Origin of the sequence: Parahaliea maris (assembly GCF_008064665.1) — a bacterium.
Taxonomy (GTDB): domain Bacteria; phylum Pseudomonadota; class Gammaproteobacteria; order Pseudomonadales; family Halieaceae; genus Parahaliea; species Parahaliea maris.
Window position 1 is genome coordinate 565,411 of record NZ_VRZA01000002.1, and the last position, 17,329, is coordinate 582,739.

At 62.7% G+C, this 17,329-nt stretch carries 13 protein-coding genes and 1 tRNA gene; 11 read left to right on the forward strand and 3 right to left on the reverse strand.

Annotated elements, in window-relative coordinates; all coding sequences use genetic code 11:
• The first annotated feature begins 28 nt into the window (after positions 1 to 28).
• Both FV139_RS06915 and hisC read left to right on the forward strand, forming a co-directional pair.
• Positions 29 to 104, forward strand: a tRNA-Glu gene (locus tag FV139_RS06915).
• 104 nt (positions 105 to 208) lie between these two features.
• Positions 209 to 1,267, forward strand: a complete 1,059-nt coding sequence (gene hisC, locus FV139_RS06920; RefSeq protein WP_148067516.1) for a histidinol-phosphate transaminase — start codon at positions 209 to 211, stop codon at positions 1,265 to 1,267.
• Positions 1,268 to 1,289: 22 nt separating this feature from the next.
• On the opposite strand, the gene FV139_RS06925 is transcribed toward hisC, so the two are convergent.
• Positions 1,290 to 2,411, reverse strand: coding sequence for a beta-ketoacyl-ACP synthase III (locus tag FV139_RS06925; protein ID WP_148067517.1), 1,122 nt, complete (start codon positions 2,409 to 2,411; stop codon positions 1,290 to 1,292).
• 102 nt (positions 2,412 to 2,513) lie between these two features.
• Positions 2,514 to 3,476: a hydrogen peroxide-inducible genes activator gene (locus tag FV139_RS06930; RefSeq protein ID WP_235898571.1), complete on the reverse strand. Its 963-nt coding sequence runs from the start codon at positions 3,474 to 3,476 to the stop codon at positions 2,514 to 2,516.
• 134 nt (positions 3,477 to 3,610) lie between these two features.
• Here FV139_RS06930 and FV139_RS06935 point away from each other — a divergent pair, with 134 nt between their 5' ends.
• Together FV139_RS06935 and FV139_RS06940 are read left to right on the forward strand one after the other, a co-directional pair.
• Positions 3,611 to 4,258 carry a carbonic anhydrase gene (locus FV139_RS06935; RefSeq protein ID WP_148067518.1) on the forward strand — a complete coding sequence of 216 codons (648 nt, stop codon included), beginning with the start codon at positions 3,611 to 3,613 and terminating at the stop codon, positions 4,256 to 4,258.
• 2 nt (positions 4,259 to 4,260) lie between these two features.
• On the forward strand, positions 4,261 to 5,916 hold the full coding sequence (locus FV139_RS06940; RefSeq protein WP_148067519.1) for a SulP family inorganic anion transporter: 1,656 nt from the start codon (positions 4,261 to 4,263) through the stop codon (positions 5,914 to 5,916).
• A gap of 685 nt (positions 5,917 to 6,601) precedes the next feature.
• Here FV139_RS06940 and gltA read toward each other — a convergent pair.
• Positions 6,602 to 7,891 (reverse strand): citrate synthase, encoded by a 1,290-nt coding sequence (gene gltA / locus FV139_RS06945; RefSeq protein ID WP_148067520.1) that lies wholly within the window; start codon positions 7,889 to 7,891, stop codon positions 6,602 to 6,604.
• Between the two features lie 368 nt (positions 7,892 to 8,259).
• Between gltA and sdhC the strand changes: the two genes are divergently transcribed.
• From sdhC to lpdA, 7 genes are all read left to right on the forward strand, one after another.
• On the forward strand, positions 8,260 to 8,634 hold the full coding sequence (gene sdhC / locus FV139_RS06950; RefSeq protein ID WP_148067521.1) for a succinate dehydrogenase, cytochrome b556 subunit: 375 nt from the start codon (positions 8,260 to 8,262) through the stop codon (positions 8,632 to 8,634).
• Complete coding sequence (gene sdhD / locus FV139_RS06955; RefSeq protein ID WP_148067522.1) at positions 8,628 to 8,990, forward strand: succinate dehydrogenase, hydrophobic membrane anchor protein; 363 nt, start codon at positions 8,628 to 8,630, stop codon at positions 8,988 to 8,990. The genes sdhC and sdhD overlap by 7 nt, the downstream gene beginning before the upstream one ends.
• A gap of 3 nt (positions 8,991 to 8,993) precedes the next feature.
• Positions 8,994 to 10,766 (forward strand): succinate dehydrogenase flavoprotein subunit, encoded by a 1,773-nt coding sequence (gene sdhA, locus FV139_RS06960; RefSeq protein ID WP_148067523.1) that lies wholly within the window; start codon positions 8,994 to 8,996, stop codon positions 10,764 to 10,766.
• A 12-nt stretch (positions 10,767 to 10,778) separates the two neighbouring features.
• A complete protein-coding gene (locus FV139_RS06965) occupies positions 10,779 to 11,483 on the forward strand; it encodes a succinate dehydrogenase iron-sulfur subunit (RefSeq protein ID WP_148067524.1) in 705 nt (234 codons plus the stop codon).
• Between the two features lie 181 nt (positions 11,484 to 11,664).
• The gene (locus tag FV139_RS06970; RefSeq protein ID WP_213004042.1) at positions 11,665 to 14,517 is read left to right on the forward strand and encodes a 2-oxoglutarate dehydrogenase E1 component; all 2,853 of its coding nucleotides are present in this window, start codon (positions 11,665 to 11,667) and stop codon (positions 14,515 to 14,517) included.
• A gap of 23 nt (positions 14,518 to 14,540) precedes the next feature.
• Complete coding sequence (odhB, locus tag FV139_RS06975) at positions 14,541 to 15,770, forward strand: 2-oxoglutarate dehydrogenase complex dihydrolipoyllysine-residue succinyltransferase (protein WP_148067526.1); 1,230 nt, start codon at positions 14,541 to 14,543, stop codon at positions 15,768 to 15,770.
• Between the two features lie 50 nt (positions 15,771 to 15,820).
• Positions 15,821 to 17,260 carry a dihydrolipoyl dehydrogenase gene (lpdA, locus tag FV139_RS06980; RefSeq protein ID WP_148067527.1) on the forward strand — a complete coding sequence of 480 codons (1,440 nt, stop codon included), beginning with the start codon at positions 15,821 to 15,823 and terminating at the stop codon, positions 17,258 to 17,260.
• The last annotated feature ends 69 nt before the right edge of the window (positions 17,261 to 17,329 follow it).

The window sequence follows — 17,329 nt, forward strand, 5'->3', positions numbered from 1 at the left end:
CTTCTGATCGACAGGTCGGAAGCGCTGCGTCCCCTTCGTCTAGTGGTCCAGGACACCGCCCTTTCACGGCGGGAACAGGGGTTCGAACCCCCTAGGGGACGCCATACAATTTGCGATGACCGGTTTTCCAGAGTCGGCATTGCACGCAGAAAAGCCCGGTATCCTACCGGGCTTTTTTGTCTGTACCTGCGCCGGGTGGAGGAAGTCCATGAGTCGTTTCTGGAGTGCCGTGACACACAAGCTCACTCCCTACGTGCCAGGGGAGCAGCCGCGTCACAAGCGCCTGATCAAGCTCAATACCAACGAGTCCCCGGTAGAGCCCTCGCCGCGGGTGCTGGAAGCGATTGCCGCTACTTCCGGCGACATGCTCAGGCGCTACCCCGACCCGGAGTCGGTGGCCCTGCGCGAAAGCCTTGCCCGTCGTTTTGGCCTCGCTCCCTCGCAGGTGTTTGTGGGCAACGGCTCTGACGAGGTCCTGGCTCACGCCTTCCTCGGCCTGCTGCAGCACCCGAAACCCATTCTTTTTCCCGATATTACTTACAGCTTCTATCCGGTGTGGGCGGGGCTTTACGGTATCGAATTCGAGCGCGTGCCCCTGGACGAGGACTTTCGCGTCGACGTCGCTGACTACCAGCGCCCCAACGGTGGCATCATCCTGCCCAACCCCAACGCACCCACCGGAGTGCTGCTGTCGCTGGCGGAGATTCGCCAGTTGCTGGAAGCGAACCGCGACAGCGTCGTGGTGGTGGACGAGGCCTATATCGATTTCGGCGGTGAATCTGCTGCGGCGCTGATTCCGGAGTTTGACAACCTGCTGGTCGTACACACGCTGTCCAAGTCGCGGGCCTTGGCTGGCCTGCGGGTGGGATATGCGCTGGGCCAGGATGAGCTCATCGAGGGGCTTTCGCGGGTGAAGAACTGCTTCAATTCCTACCCCCTGGACGTCGTGGCCCAGCGCGCGGCCGTGGCGTCTATCGAGGACGAGGCCTGGTTCCAGGCCGGTTGCCAGGCGGTGGTAGACAATCGGGAGTGGCTGCAACAGGCCCTGGCCGGACTGGGCTTTCGCTGCCTGCCGTCTGCGGCAAACTTTGTTTTTGCCAGCCATCCGGAACGCAACGCTGCGGATCTGTTTCAGGCCCTGCGGGAGCAGGGCATCGTAGTGCGCTACTTCGACAAGCCCCGGATCAACCAGTATCTTCGCATCAGTATCGGGTCACGGGAAGACTGCGAGGCGTTGATCGAGGCGCTTCAGGCCCTGCTGGCCTGAAGCCGGGCAGGGCCATCAGGCCCTAGCACTTCTGGAGAACGACGCTGCCGATACTGTAGCCGGCACCGAAGGAGCAGAGTACGCCCAGGTCGCCACTGACGAGGTCAGCGCGGTGCTTGTGGAAGGCGATGACCGAGCCGGCGGAACTGGTGTTGGCGTACTCATCGAGAATGGTGGGCGCTTCCTCGGCGGTGGCCTCACGCCCCAGTACCTTTCTGGCAATCAACTGGTTCATGCTCAGGTTGGCCTGGTGCAGCCACATGCGGCGCAGGCTGGTGGCGGGGATATCCAGTTGCTCGAGTTGTGCTGACATCTGCCTGGCAACGGCGGGACACACTTCCTTGAACACCTTGCGGCCTTCCTGCACGAACAGTTTGTCCGGCTTGCCGATGCCGGACTCGTCCCCGCGGTTGAGGAAGCCGAAGTTATTGCGGATATTGTTGGAAAACATGGTCTGCAACTTGCTGTCGAGAATGCGGTAGCAGTCGGTGCTGGTGGCGTCTTCCTCGCGCTCCACGATCACCGCAGTGCAGACATCCCCGAAAATGAAATGCGAATCGCGGTCACGGAAATTCAGGTGCCCGCTGCAGATTTCCGGGTTCACCATCAATACGCAGCGCGCGCTGCCGTTGGCAATCGCGTCACGGGCCTGCTGGATGCCAAAGGTCGCAGAGGAGCAGGCTACGTTCATGTCGAAGCCGAAACCCTCGATGCCCAGGGCCGCCTGGATTTCCACCGCCATGGCGGGGTAGGGGCGCTGCATATTCGACGCAGCGACAATGACGGCGTCGATATCCGCAGCACTTTTGCCGGCCTGGGCCATGGCGTCGCGCGCGGCGGCAACCGCCATTTCACACTGCACCGAGGGTTCCTCGTTGCTGCGCTCGGGAATGTTGGGGGCCATGCGGGCGGGGTCGAGAATCCCCGTCTTGTCGACTACGTAGCGGGATTTGATGCCCGATGCCTTGACGATGAACTCCTCGGAGGAATGGCCAAGGGCTGGCAATTCACCGCGCTCGATGGCCTCGGCATTGTCGCGATTGTAGTCGTCTACCCAGGCGTTGAAGGCGGTCACCAGTTCGGCGTTGGTGATGGAGTTCGGGGGGGTGTAGAGGCCGGTGCCGCTGATGACAATGGCGGACATGCGGTGTTGCTCCTGCGCTGATTACGGGGGCCTTCAGGGAGGCCGGAGAATGTGGGTAAGTGTACCTTGAATCGCCAGGTTGCGCCGGCTTTGGCCGGAAAATTACCGCTTCCCGCCGCGCCCCGGGGTATTGGCAGGTCTCACTACGTCGCCCAGCCTGAGGTCCACAAACTCCCTGATATCCCCGGCGAGTTCGCGATAAAAATGTCGGCTCGGGGCTCCGGCCCGCCAGGCCAGGCCGTGATCGCGCACCAGGGGCATGCCCTCCACCTGGCAAACGTAAAGCGCTTCCGGTTTGTGCATTTCCGAGTGGATGTACAGGGCCGGCAAAAACGCGGTTCCGAGCCCCATCACGACCATCTGGCGCAGCGTGTCGAGGCTGGTGCCCTCGTAGTCACGCTCGATGGACGCCCCCAACTTGTCGCAGACACTTTTTACCAGGCTGTGGATGTGGTGTTGGGCTTCCAGGGTGAGCACGCGTTCGCCGCGCAGTTGTCGTGGGCGGACCACCGGAGTGCCTGAGAGTGAGTGGTCGGCGGGCACCACGTAGCGTAGCGGCTCAGTGAACAGCGCTTCGATAATGAGATCGTCCGCCCTCACCGGGAGCGGCAGAATCGCAATGTCGAGGGACCCGTTGCGCAATTCCTGCAGCAGTGTCTGGTGTGGTTGCTCGCGCACGTAGAGCTTGAGTTTGTGGTAGCGCTTGTGCAGTTCCGGCATGACGTGAGGCAGCAGATAGGGACCGAGCGTCGGGGGAACGCCGAGGCGATAGGTTGTCTGGCGACCCTCGCTCACCACGGCCGCGCGCTCTTCCAGGGTGCGCATGGCGGCCAGTACGTCGCGGGTGTGGGGTAGCAGTTCCCGGCCTTCCGGCGTGAGGTGGGTCCCGCTGCGGGAGCGCTCCAGCAGGGCGACCCCGAGGCTGCTCTCGAGGGCGCTGATCTGCGCCGTCAATGCCGGCTGGCTGATTTCCAGCTCGTCGGCGGCACTGCGGTAATTCAGCATGCGCGCTACCGCTTCAAAGTACTCGAGTTGACGCACGGTTGGGGATTTCTGGCGGGCCACGGTACCCTCCTGGAACGAACATTGATAACCTAACCCTATCAACAAATTAGAGATACATCTATGAAATTATCAGTATAAGTTCCATGTCAGAGTTTCCAATATCCACTACTCAGCCATCCGTGAGAGGAGCCACCATGGACCACGTTGTATCCGGCATCGCCAAATTCCAGAAAGAAGTTTTCCCGCAAAAGGCGGACAGCTTCCGTGAGCTCGCCGGCGGCCAGCAGCCCGAAGTGCTGTTCATCACCTGCGCCGATTCCCGTATCGACCCCAGCCTGATCACCCAGACCGAGCCGGGTGAACTGTTCATCCTGCGCAACGCCGGCAACGTCGTACCGCCTCACAGCAACGATACCGGCGGCATGACCGCGTCCATCGAGTACGCCGTAGCGGTGCTGGGTGTGACCCACATCGTGGTGTGCGGCCACAGTGACTGCGGTGCGATGAAGGGCGCCCTGAGCCCGGAATCCCTCGTTTCACTGCCCCACGTCAAGGAGTGGCTCGGCCACTGCCGCGCCGCGGTGGAAGTGGTGCGCGAGCAGAAGGGCGAAGTCTGCGCCGAGCACCTGGACTGCGTGACCTCCGAAAACGTGGCCCTGCAGCTGCAGCACCTGCGCACTCACCCCGCCGTTGCCGCCAAACTGGCGACCGGCAAGGTCCAGCTTCACGGCTGGGTATACAACATCGGCACCGGCGAGGTGCTGGTTTACGACGAGCCCACCCGCAGCATGTCCCCGCTGACGGGGGCTGAACTGGCTGCCAAGAGCGCCGCGGAGGCCTGATCATGGTCAAGCTCGACTTCAGTAACGTGCGTGGCGATATCGCCGGCGGTATTACCGCCGGCGTTGTCGCACTTCCACTGGCCATCGCGCTCGGCGTCGCCTCGGGCATCGGCCCCATGGCCGGCCTCTACGGCGCCATCGCCGTCGGCTTCTTCGCCGCCCTGTTCGGCGGAACCCCCTCCCAGATCTCCGGCCCCACCGGCCCCATGGTCGTGGTGCTGGCGGGGCTGGTCGCCAGCCTGTCAGGCAGTGTCGAACTGGTGTTTACCGCGGTGATGCTGGCCGGTGTGCTGCAGATCGTGTTCGGCGTTCTCGGGGTGGGCCAGTACATTCGCCTGGTGCCGTACCCGGTGATTTCCGGCTTCATGTCGGGCATCGGCGCGATCATCATCATCCTTCAGCTCGGCCGCCTGATGGGCCACGCTCCCCCCGGAGAGCCGGTGGCGGCGATGATTTACCTGCCCCACGCCCTGAGCGATATCAATTTTGCCGCCCTGGCACTGGGTCTTGGTACCCTGGCTGCCACCTACATGTGGCCGTCACAGTGGGGCAAGTACCTGCCCGCGCCGCTGGCAGCCCTGATAGCGGGTACCCTGATCGCGTTCTTTGCACTCGATATTCCCGTGCTGGGTAGCATCCCCACCGGCTTGCCGAGCCTGCACATGCCGGTATTCGACCGCGACAGCCTGTTCCTGGTCGTTGAGGCGGCGGTTATCCTCGCCATCCTCGGCGCGATCGACAGCCTGCTGACCTCCCTGGTGGCAGACAACATGTCCCGCACCCGCCACGACTCCAACAAGGAGCTGATCGGGCAGGGTATCGGTAACGGCATCGCCGGCCTGATCGGCGGTATCGCCGGCGCCGGTGCCACCATGCGTACCGTGGTCAACATCCGCACCGGTGGCCGCACCAACCTGTCCGGCATGGTCCACGCCCTGGTTCTGCTCGCCGTCGTACTGGGCCTCAGCCCGCTGGCTGCCAACATCCCCCACGCCGTGCTGGCCGGTATCCTGGTCAAGGTGGGTCTGGACATCATCGACTGGAGCTATCTCAAGCGCGCCCACCGCGGCCCGCGTTGGGACCTGGCCCTGATGGTGCTGGTACTGGGCCTGACGGTGTTCGTCGACCTGATCACCGCGGTTGCCGCCGGTGTGGTCCTCGCCGCCCTGGCCTTCGTCCGCCAGGTGGCCAAGGCCCAGGTGGAAAGCCTGAAAAACCTGCCGGAGCACCTGGATTCCCCGGAGGAGAAGGAGCTGCTGGAGGACATGCGCAAGCAGGTCTCCCTGTTCGACTTCGGTGGCCCGATGAGCTTCGGCGCCGCGGCGGACCTCGGTCACCATGTGCGCGAGCACAGTGAGCCCGGCACCCGCATCATGATCCTCGACTTCTCCCGGGTGCCGTTCCTGGACCTGTCGGCGGCACTGGCCATCGAGACCATCGCCACCGACGCCAAGGGCAGCGGCAAGTCGCTGTTCCTGGCGGGCATGAGTGACGAGGTGCGCGAGGTGCTGTCCGGGGTGATGGGCGGCGTTCCCGGCTCTGGTGACTATGAAACACGTCTCGAAGCCCTGCGGGCGGCGCACTATGCGCTGTCCGGGGAGCATGTCACGGAGAAGAAGCCCGACGTAATGATCGGGAATGTGGCTCCGGCGCATTGATGTAACGGGTGTGGGGGAGGGCGTAACTGTTTAGCCCTCGCACCAGCTACTCAACTCAAGGCTCGCTTTTCTAGCGGGCCTTTTTTGTATCTGTGGCTCGGGACTGAAGGGGCTCTGAAATAACTTGGGTGGCGGTCGCCACTGCCGGGGAGGCTTACTCGTGTGAGTTCATGCCCGTGGCCGTGGCTCTCGCCTGAAACAGGTGAGGGGGCGACTCGTACGGGCGGGCCCCCTCCGCGAACCGCCAAAAAGCAGACATCCATGTCAGGCTCGACGGCGGCCATCCATGGCCGCCGACGTTCGCTATGGGGCCCCGCCCGTACGAGCCTTGGCTTCAACCACGACACGCTGGCCAACCTTGTTCAGGAAAGGACTTTAACCAGCGCTCGTTACCTTAACCGCGGTACCACCAGGCTTTCCCGATACTCAGGGGTTGCCGAGCAGGGCGCCGTTGCCGGGGAGGCTGTAGCAAATCTGGGCGTCCATGGACGGACGCCCAGAAGCCTGACATGGATGTCCGCTTTTTGGCGGTTTGCGAAAGCCTCCCCGGCAGCGGCGACCGCCCCCGCATCAGATTCAAAGCTCAGGAATCACGCACTTTGGATACGGGTAGGAGGGGCCCACAAACAAAAAAGCCAGCGGAATCTCTCCCGCTGGCTTCTTGGTCTAACGACTCAGGCTGCGATTAGCGCTGGTCGAGGGCCACGTAGTCGCGCTGGGCGTGGCCGGTGTATAGCTGGCGCGGGCGACCGATGCGGTAGCTGCCGCTGATCATCTCGTGCCAGTGGGCGATCCAGCCTACCGTGCGGCCCACGGCGAAGATTACCGTGAACATGCTGGTGGGGATGCCGATGGCCTTGAGGATGATGCCCGAGTAGAAATCCACGTTCGGGTACAGCTTCTTCTCGATGAAGTACTCGTCTTCCAGGGCAATTTGCTCCAGCTTCTTGGCGATGGCCAGCAGCGGGTCGTTCTCGATGCCCAGTTCCGCCAGAACCTCGTCCGCCGCTTCCTTCATTACCTTGGCGCGCGGGTCGAAGTTCTTGTACACGCGGTGGCCGAAGCCCATCAGGCGGAAGGGGTCGTTCTTGTCCTTGGCCCGGGCCACGAACTCGTCGATGCGGGACACATCGCCGATTTCTTCCAGCATCTCCAGTACCGCCTCGTTGGCGCCACCGTGAGAGGGGCCCCACAGGGCCGCGATGCCGGCCGCGAGGCAGGCGAAGGGGTTGGCGCCGGAGGAGCCCGCCAGGCGCACCGTGGAGGTGGAGGCGTTCTGCTCGTGGTCGGCGTGCAGCAGGAAGATGCGATCCATGGCCTTGGCCAGGGTCGGGCTCACCTTGCTGGGCTCGCAGGGGTTGCCGAACATCATGTGCAGGAAGTTCTCTGCGTAGCCCATGCTGTTGTCGGGGTACATGAACGGCTGGCCGATGGAGAACTTGTAGCTCATGGCGGCCAGGGTGGGCATCTTGGCGATCAGGCGGAACGCCGCCACCTGGCGGTGGTGCTCGTCGGAGATGTCCAGGGAATCGTGGTAGAAGGCGGAGAGGGCGCCGACTACGCCGCACATGATGGCCATGGGGTGCGCATCGCGGCGGAAGCCATTAAAGAAGGTGCGGATCTGCTCGTGCACCATGGTGTGGTTCTTGACAGTGTTGACGAATTTTTCGTACTGGGCCTTGTCAGGCAGTTCGCCGTACAGAAGGAGGTAGCAGGTTTCGAGATAGTCGGATTGTTCGGCGAGTTGGTCGATGGGGTAGCCGCGGTGGAGGAGGACGCCCTTGCCGCCATCAATGTAGGTAATCTGGGATTCACAGGCGGCGGTGGAGACGAAACCGGGGTCGTAGGTGAACATTCCCTTACCGGTGAGGCCGCCCACGTCTACCACGTCTGGCCCCAGTGTGCCCGAGTAAATGGGCAGTTCGATGGCCTCATCAATGCCATCGACAGTCAATGTCGCTTTTTTGTCACTCATCAAAAGGTCCTGCTAGGAAGTGTTTTCGGTGGGGTGCTCAACTATAGAGTTTCGTCAGATTTTGTCAATTGATCGGGCCGATTTGACCCTATAGCGGTAGGTTCTGCGGGTATTTTCGCCAATCGGGATAAGCGAAGATCGGCGACGTTTGCGTCAGACGCTTCGGGAGGCCCTGTTCCGCGCTCGCCGACTCGTGCCGCCTGGCCGGTATATCGCCCCGGTTATATTACAGGTTTGTAATCGTGGCCCAGAGTCCATATAATTTTGCGCGTTTTGGTTTTGGCTGATTCTCACTGCAGGACAGCAAAAAGCCCGGCTTCGCCGGCCCTATAACCGCCGTCAGGCGTCAAAACGATGGTACCCACACTGTGAAAGACAAGCGTCCCGTAAACCTGGACATTGGTACCATGCGGCTTCCTATTACCGCATGGGCGTCCATTACGCACCGCGCCTCCGGCGTTTTTATTTTTGTCGGCATGGCCGTTCTTATCTGGGCGCTCGACGCCAGTCTGAAAAGCCCCGAGAGCTTCTCCTCATTGCAGGAGTGCCTGACCAGCCCGATCGCCAAACTGGTGATCTGGGCGATCATGGCGGGTCTCATCTACCACTCATTGGCAGGCGTCAAGCACCTGATCATGGATTTCGGTATCGGTGAAACCATGGAAGGCGGCGTGACCGGTGCTCGCATCGTCATCGCCCTGTCTGTCATTCTGACTGTTCTCGCGGGGGTGTGGATATGGTAACTGCCGTAACCAGTTTTGGTCGTTCCGGTCTTTCCGATTGGCTGGTCCAGCGTGTCAGCGGCGTTATTCTGCTGGCTTATTTCATCTTCATTGCATGTAACGTCATCAACGGTGTCGACTACGTCAGCTGGAAAGCGCTCTATGCCCAGACCTGGGTGAAGGTGTTCAGCCTGATGGCCATCCTGTCCCTGGCCGCTCACGCCTGGATCGGTATGTGGGCCGTATTCACCGATTACCTGACCGAGCGCCTGATGGGCTCAACCGGCAACTTCCTGCGGGTCACCCTGCAACTGCTCGTTCTGGTCACCATCTTTATTTACGTGGTCTGGGGCGTCCAGATCCTGTGGGGTTACTAAGCGATGTCGAACATGCGAACTATTTCCTTTGATGGCGTGATCGTCGGCGGCGGCGGTGCGGGTATGCGCGCTGCTCTCCAGCTGGCGCAATCCGGTTACAAGACCGCGGTAATCTCCAAGGTGTTTCCCACTCGCTCCCACACGGTATCCGCCCAGGGCGGTATTACCTGTGCCATTGCCAGTGCCGATCCCAACGACGACTGGCGCTGGCACATGTACGACACGGTCAAGGGCTCCGACTACATCGGCGACCAGGACGCGATCGAGTACATGTGTTCCGTGGGCCCCGAGGCTGTGTTCGAGCTGGAGCACATGGGCCTGCCGTTCTCCCGTACCGAGGAGGGCCGTATTTACCAGCGCCCCTTCGGTGGCCAGTCCAAGAATTTCGGTGAAGGTGGCCAGGCGGCCCGTACCTGCGCCGCGGCCGACCGTACCGGCCACGCCCTGCTGCACACCCTGTACCAGGGCAACATGAAGAACAACACCGTCTTCTTCAACGAGTGGTACGCCACCGACATCGTGAAGAACCAGGACGGCGCCGTCGTCGGCGTGATCGCCATCTGCATGGAGACCGGTGAAACGGTCTACGTGAAGTCCAAGGCGACCGTTTTCGCCACCGGCGGGGCAGGGCGTATCTACGCTTCCACCACCAACGCCCACATCAACACCGGCGACGGTATTGGTATGGCCCTGCGCGCGGGTTTCCCGGTGCAGGACATCGAGATGTGGCAGTTCCACCCCACCGGCATTCACGGTGCCGGCGTACTGGTCACCGAGGGTTGCCGCGGCGAGGGTGGCTACCTGGTGAACAAGGACGGCGAGCGCTTCATGGAGCGCTATGCGCCCAACGCCAAGGACCTGGCCGGCCGCGACGTCGTCGCCCGCTCCATGGTCATGGAAATCCTTGAAGGCCGCGGCTGTGGCCCCGAGGGTGATCACGTCTACCTCAAGCTCGACCACCTGGGTGAGGAAGTGCTGCACAGCCGCCTGCCCGGTATCTGCGAGCTGTCCGAGACCTTCGCTCACGCCAACCCGGTGAAAGAGCCGGTGCCGGTGGTGCCTACCTGTCACTACATGATGGGTGGTATCCCCACCAATGTGCACGGCCAGGCCCTGACCATCGACGCCGATGGCAACGACCAGGTGATCCCCGGGCTCTACGCCTGTGGCGAGGTGGCCTGTGTGTCGGTACACGGCGCCAACCGCCTCGGCGGCAACTCCCTGCTCGACCTGGTGGTATTCGGTCGCGCCTCCGGCCTGTTCATCGAGAAGGCCCTGCGCGAGGGTATCGACATGCGCGATGCCTCCGACAGCGATATCGACCAGGCCATGAGCCGCCTCGACAAGCTGAACAACTCCACCGGTGGCGAGAAGGTTGCGGACCTGCGCAAGGAACTGCAAACCACCATGCAGAACCACTTCGGTGTGTTCCGCAACGAGAAGTTCATGCAGGAGGGCATCCAGAAGCTGGCCGACCTGCGCGGGCGTATCGAGAACGCTGCCCTGGAAGACAAGAGCCAGGCCTACAACACGGCGCGTATCGAGGCACTGGAACTGCACAACCTGTTCGAAGTGGCCGAGGCAACTGCCATTGCCGCCGAGGAGCGCAAGGAGTCACGCGGCGCCCACGCCCGCGACGACTACCAGGATCGCGACGACGAGAACTGGCTGTGTCACTCCATGTACTTCCCCGGCGAGAAGCGCGTCGGCAAGCGCGCGGTGAACTTCGAGCCGAAGACAGTGGACACCTTCCAGCCCAAGACGCGGACTTACTAAGAGGCCTGAGTAATGTTGAAAGTCAGTATTTACCGCTACAATCCCGAAACCGACGACAAGCCCCGGATGCAGGACTTCGATTTCGACACCCAGGGCAAGGACCTGATGGTGCTGGACGTGCTGGAGCAGCTCAAGGCCGAAGACACCACCATCACCTACCGCCGCTCCTGCCGCGAGGGTGTATGTGGCTCCGACGGCCTGAACATGAACGGCAAGAATGGCCTCGCCTGCATCACGCCCCTGTCGGAAACCGTCAAGGGCAACAAGCTGGTGATTCGCCCGCTGCCCGGCCTGCCGGTGGTGCGTGACCTGGTTGTGGACATGAGCATGTTCTACGCCCAGTATGAAAAGGTGCAGCCCTACCTGCAGAACAACACGCCGGCGCCGGCTATCGAGCGTCTGCAGTCTCCGGAAGATCGCGCCAAGCTGGACGGCCTGTACGAGTGCATCCTGTGCGCCTGCTGTTCCACCAGCTGCCCGTCGTTCTGGTGGAACCCCGACCGCTTCATCGGTCCCGCCGGCCTGCTGCAGTCCTACCGCTTCCTGGCGGACAGCCGCGACACCGCAACCGACGAGCGCCTGGCCAAGCTGGACGATCCCTTCAGCGTGTTCCGTTGTCACGGTATTCAGAACTGTGTCAATGTGTGCCCCAAGGGCCTGAACCCAACGAAGGCGATTGGCCACATCCGCAACATGCTCCTGTCGCGCGCGACTTGACATTAAACAGGCCCCGCAAGGGCCTGTTTTTAAAGAAGTTTTACTGCGCCTTCGCCCTCCCGATGCTAAGGCGCAGCATTGAAAATCTGGGACCGGGGCCACGGCGGCCCCCCTGCGGCGTGTACCTCATGCGCCGCAGGTCGCCGGGCGCCGGCCGTTTTATCCTGCCGGAAAGGTCACGATGCAAGAAAGCTCAATGGAACTCCTTTGGCGGAGTTCGCATATCGCAGGTGGTAACGCCACCTACGTGGAAGACCTGTACGAATCCTACCTGACTGATCCCAATTCAGTACCGGAGCAGTGGCGCAGCTATTTCGATACGCTGCCGCGGGTGGAGTCGAAGTCTGCCATCATCCAGGACATCCCGCACTCCACGATTCGCGACCAGTTTGCGCGGATCTCAAAGATGCGCGTGCGCACCGAGGCCACCGTAGCCCACGATTCCCAGGCCACGGACCACGAGCGCAAACAGGTCAAGGTGGTACAGCTGATCTCCGCCTACCGCCAGCGCGGGCACCAGAAGGCCTCGCTGGATCCCCTGAACCTGCACGTGCGCGAACCCGTGCCGGACCTGGACCTGGGGTTCCACCAGTTGTCCGCGGCCGACCTGGATACGGTGTTCCAGACCGGCAGCCTGTACATCGGCAAGGAAGATGCCAGCCTCGGCGAGATCGTCGACGCCCTGGAAAAGACCTACTGCCACACCATCGGCGCCGAGTTCATGCACATCGTCAATACCGACGAGCGCCACTGGGTGATGCACCGGATGGAGTCCGTGCGCTCGGCACCCGACTGGGGCAACGAAGTCCGTACCGTCCTGCTGCGCCGCCTGATCAAGGCCGAGGGCCTGGAAAAGTCCCTCGGCTCCAAGTATCCCGGCACCAAGCGTTTCGGCCTGGAGGGTGGCGAGAGCCTGATCCCCATGCTCAGCGAGATGATCCAGCGCACCGGCGCCTATGGTGCCCAGGAAATGGTCATCGGCATGGCCCACCGCGGCCGGCTCAACGTGCTGGTGAATATTTTCGGCAAGAAGCCGGACGAGCTGTTCGCCGAATTTGAAGGGCGCGCTACCTACCAGAGCTCCGGTGACGTGAAGTACCACCAGGGCTTTTCCTCCAACATCATGACGCCCGGTGGCGAGATGCACATGGCGCTGGCCTTCAACCCTTCTCACCTGGAGATCGTGTCTCCGGTGGTCGAGGGCTCGGTGCGCGCACGCCAGGATCGCCGCGAAGACACCATCGGCGACAAGGTGGTGCCGATTGTGATCCACGGCGACGCCGCCTTCGCCGGGCAGGGTGTGGTCATGGAAACCTTCCAGATGTCCCAGACCCGCGCCTACAAGACCGGTGGGACCCTGCACATCGTGCTCAACAACCAGGTGGGCTTCACCACCTCCGCCCGGGAGGACTCGCGCTCTACCGAGTACTGCACCGATGTGGCCAAGATGGTCCAGGCGCCGATTTTCCACGTCAATGCAGACGACCCGGAAGCGGTGCTGTTCGTCACCCAGATGGCGGTGGACTTCCGTAACGAGTTCAAGAAAGACGTGGTGATCGACCTGGTCTGTTACCGCCGTCGCGGCCACAACGAGGCCGACGAACCCTCGGTCACCCAGCCGCTGATGTACCACCAGATTCGTAAGCAGAAGACCACCCGGGACCTGTATGCCGAGCGCCTGATCGCCCAGGGCGTCATTACCGCCGAGGAAGACCAGCGCCTGATGGACGGCTACCGGGCTTCCCTCGACCGCGGCGAGCCGCTGGTGAGCAGCCTGGTCTCCGAACCCGACAAGAACAGCTTTGTCGACTGGAGCCCCTACCTGGGTCACGAGTGGACCCTGCCCGCCGACACCGGCATGGACCTGCATGAACTGCAGGCCCTGGCCCACGACACCAACGTGGTGCCCGACGGCTTCCCGGTGCAGCGCCAGGTCAACAAGATTCTCGAGGACCGCCGCAAGATGGGCGCCGGCGCCATGCCCCTCAACTGGGGTGCGGCGGAAACCCTGGCCTACGCCTCGCTGCTGAAGGCGGGCTACCCGGTGCGCCTCACCGGCCAGGACGTGGGCCGCGGTACCTTCTCCCACCGCCACGTGGTACTGCACAACCAGAAGGACGAGGGGCTGTATATCCCGCTGCAGCACGTCAGCGAGGGCCAGGCCGACTTCACCATCCACGACTCCCTGCTGTCGGAAGAGGCTGTGCTGGCTTTCGAGTACGGCTATGCCACCACCTCGCCCAAGGGCCTGGTAATCTGGGAGGCCCAGTTCGGCGACTTCGCCAACGGCGCCCAGGTGGTGATCGACCAGTTCATCACCTCTGGTGAGCACAAGTGGTCGCGCCTGTGTGGCCTGACCATGCTGCTGCCCCACGGCTACGAAGGGCAGGGCCCGGAGCATTCCTCGGCCCGTCTCGAGCGCTTCATGCAGCTGTGTGCGGAGCACAATATCCAGGTCTGCGTGCCCACCACGCCGGCCCAGGTGTTCCACATGCTGCGCCGCCAGGCGATCCGCCCCCTGCGCAAGCCGCTGGTGGTGATGTCGCCGAAGAGCCTGCTGCGCCACAAGGAGGCCATCTCCAGCCTGGAAGATCTCGCCAACGGCCGCTTCTTCAATGTGATGGATGAGACGGACGACCTGGACAAGTCCAAAGTCACCCGGTTCATCATGTGCTCCGGCAAGGTGTTCTACGACCTGCGCGCGGCGCGCCGCGAGCGGGGGATCGAGGACATCGCCATCATCCGCCTCGAGCAGCTCTATCCCTTCCCGGAAGCGGAACTGCTGGAGGTACTGGGTGCTTACCCCAACGTGAAAGAGGCGATCTGGTGTCAGGAAGAACCCATGAACCAGGGCGCCTGGTACGCCAGCCAGCACCACATGCGGCGCGTCATTCACGCCCATAACCCCGACGTCTACCTGCGCTACGTGGGCCGTGATGCCTCTGCTGCACCCGCAGCGGGCTACATGGCGCTCCACCTGGAGCAACAGGAACGGTTTATCAATGAAGCGCTGGGGCCCGAGCCCCAGGCCTAGCGATCGCATTTAAAGGAAGCGAAATGGCACACAAAATCAAGGCACCCACGTTCCCGGAATCTGTAGCCGATGGCGAAATCGCCGTGTGGCACAAGCAGGAAGGGGAGGCCGTTGCTCGCGACGAGCTGCTGGTGGAAATCGAGACCGACAAGGTGGTGATGGAAGTGGTCGCCCCCGAAGATGGCGTCATTACCAAGATCTACGCCGCCGAGGGTGACACCATCGAAAGCGAACAGTTGCTGGCGGACCTCGAAGTCGGCGCCAGCGCCAGCGCCGGAGCAGCGCCCGCCGCCGCCGCGGAAGCGGCACCGGCTGCAGCGGACGAGTCCGCGGCCGAGCCGCTGCTGGGCCCCGCTGCCCGCCAGCTGGTGGAAGAGCACAAGCTCGATCCCGCCCAGATCACCGGCACCGGCAAGGGCGGTCGCGTCACCAAGGAAGATGTCCTGAATCACCTGAAAGCGGCGCCCAAGGCCGAGGCCAAGCCAGCGCCGGCTCCTGCTCCGGCGCCTACACCCGCCGCTGCGGCGCCTGCCGCCCAGCCCTCAGGCGAGCGCGTCGAGAAGCGTGTGCCGATGACCCGGATGCGCGCCCGTATCGCCCAGCGTCTGCTGCAGGCGTCCCAGGAAACGGCCATGCTCACCACCTTCAACGAGGTGAACATGGCGCCGGTGATGGAACTGCGCCGCAAGTACAAGGACCAGTTCGAGAAAACCCACAACGGCACCCGTCTTGGCTTTATGGGCCTGTTCGTCAAAGCCTGCTGCGAGGCGCTCAAGCGTTTCCCGGAAGTGAATGCCTCCATCGACGGCAACGACGTGGTATACCACGGCTACCAGGACATCGGTGTTGCCGTGTCCACCGAAGGCGGCCTGGTGGTACCCGTGATTCGCGACGCCGACTTCATGAGCGTTGCCGATGTAGAAGCGGCGATTCGCGACCTCGGCCTGAAAGCCCGCGACAACAAGCTGTCCATCGACGAGATGACCGGTGGCACGTTTACCGTGACCAACGGCGGTGTGTTCGGCTCGCTGATGTCCACCCCTATCCTCAACCCGCCGCAGACCGGTATTCTGGGTATGCACAAGATCCAGGAACGCCCGATGGCGGTGAATGGCGAGGTGGTCATCCTGCCGATGATGTACCTGGCCCTGTCTTACGATCACCGCCTGATCGATGGCAAGACCGCCGTGCAGTTCCTGGTAGCCGTCAAGGACCTGATCGAAGACCCGGCGCGGATTCTGCTGCAGCTCTGAGGGCTGCAGGACGAATCCCCGGCTAACCCGTTTACCTTCTGGAATGAATGATGTCTGACAAGTTTGATGTTGTAGTAATTGGCTCCGGCCCCGCCGGCTACGTGGCCGCTATCAAGGCAGCCCAACTCGGCCTGAACACCGCCTGCGTGGAGCAGTGGATGGATGACAAGGGCGTAGTGAAGCTCGGCGGCACCTGCCTCAATGTGGGTTGTATCCCCTCCAAGGCGCTGCTGGACTCCAGCCACAAGTACGTGGAGGCCCGCGATTACTTCAAGGGCCACGGCATCACGGTCAGCAAGCCCGAGATCGATGTTCCGGCCATGATCAAGCGCAAGGACAAGATCGTCGGCCAGCTCACCGGCGGCATTGCCGGCCTGTTCAAGCACAACGGCGTGACCCCGATCCAGGGCCGCGGCAAGGTACTGGCGGGCGCCAAGGTCGAAGTCACCAATGCCAAGGGCGAGGTCAGCGTGCTGGAGGCGGGCAACGTCATTATCGCCGCCGGCTCCGTGCCGGTCGCTATTCCGCCGGCTCCGGTCGACGGCGAGTTCATCGTCGACTCAACCGGTGCCCTGGAGTTCACCGAAGTGCCCAAGCGCCTCGGTGTGATCGGCGCCGGTGTGATCGGCCTGGAACTGGGTAGCGTCTGGGGCCGCCTGGGTGCGGAAGTCGTGGTGCTGGAAGCACTGGAAGACTTCCTGCCCATGATGGACGTACAGATCGCCAAGGAAACCGCCAAGATCCTCAAGAAGCAGGGCCTGGATATCCGTCTCGGCACCCGCGTCACCAAGGCGGAAGTGAAGAAGAAGGAAGTCGAGGTTTCCTACAGCACCGCCGAAGGTGAGTTCACCGAAACCTTCGACAAACTGATCGTGGCCGTTGGCCGCCGCCCGCGTTCCGAGGAACTGCTGGCCTCCGACAGCGGCGTGTCCCTGGATGAGCGCGGTTTCATCTACGTCGACGACTACTGCGCCACCGAGGCCCCCCACGTCTACGCAGTTGGCGACGTCGTACGCGGCCCGATGCTGGCCCACAAGGGCTCCGAAGAGGGCGTGATGGTCGCCGAGCGCATTGCCGGCAAGCCGGTGCAGATGAACTACGACTGCATCCCCTCGGTGATCTACACCCACCCGGAAGTGGCTGCTGTGGGCAAGACCGAGCAGGAATTGAAGGCCGATGGCATCGCCTACAAGACCGGCGTATTCCCCTTTGTGGCCAGCGGGCGCGCCCTGGCGGCGGACGATGCCGACGGCATGGTGAAAATGCTGGCGGACGCCGAGACCGACCGCATCCTGGGTTGCCACATCGTGGGCCCCTCTGCGGCGGACCTGGTACAGCAGGTGGTGATTGCGATGGAATTTGGCTCCAGCGCCGAAGACCTGGCCCTGACCGTGTTCGGTCACCCGACCCTGTCCGAGGCGGTGCACGAGGCCGCCCTGGCGGTGGATGGGCACGCGATCCACATTGCCAACCGCAAGAAGCGCAAATAGGGCTCTGCGGGCAAAAAAGCAAACTGTGAAGACAGGCAGTTTGCGCCACAAAAGAGTAAAATCCGTCCC

Bases quoted from the DNA above. Each gene is read 5' to 3' on its own strand.
- sdhA (WP_148067523.1), top strand. From the start codon at position 8,994: ATGTCGAACATGCGAACTATTTCCTTTGATGGCGTGATCGTCGGCGGC.
- FV139_RS06935 (WP_148067518.1), top strand. From the start codon at position 3,611: ATGGACCACGTTGTATCCGGCATCGCCAAATTCCAGAAAGAAGTTTTC.
- FV139_RS06925 (WP_148067517.1), bottom strand. From the start codon at position 2,411: ATGTCCGCCATTGTCATCAGCGGCACCGGCCTCTACACCCCCCCGAAC.
- sdhD (WP_148067522.1), top strand. From the start codon at position 8,628: ATGGTAACTGCCGTAACCAGTTTTGGTCGTTCCGGTCTTTCCGATTGG.
- FV139_RS06940 (WP_148067519.1), top strand. From the start codon at position 4,261: ATGGTCAAGCTCGACTTCAGTAACGTGCGTGGCGATATCGCCGGCGGT.
- FV139_RS06970 (WP_213004042.1), top strand. From the start codon at position 11,665: ATGCAAGAAAGCTCAATGGAACTCCTTTGGCGGAGTTCGCATATCGCA.
- hisC (WP_148067516.1), top strand. From the start codon at position 209: ATGAGTCGTTTCTGGAGTGCCGTGACACACAAGCTCACTCCCTACGTG.
- FV139_RS06965 (WP_148067524.1), top strand. From the start codon at position 10,779: ATGTTGAAAGTCAGTATTTACCGCTACAATCCCGAAACCGACGACAAG.
- odhB (WP_148067526.1), top strand. From the start codon at position 14,541: ATGGCACACAAAATCAAGGCACCCACGTTCCCGGAATCTGTAGCCGAT.
- gltA (WP_148067520.1), bottom strand. From the start codon at position 7,891: ATGAGTGACAAAAAAGCGACATTGACTGTCGATGGCATTGATGAGGCC.
- lpdA (WP_148067527.1), top strand. From the start codon at position 15,821: ATGTCTGACAAGTTTGATGTTGTAGTAATTGGCTCCGGCCCCGCCGGC.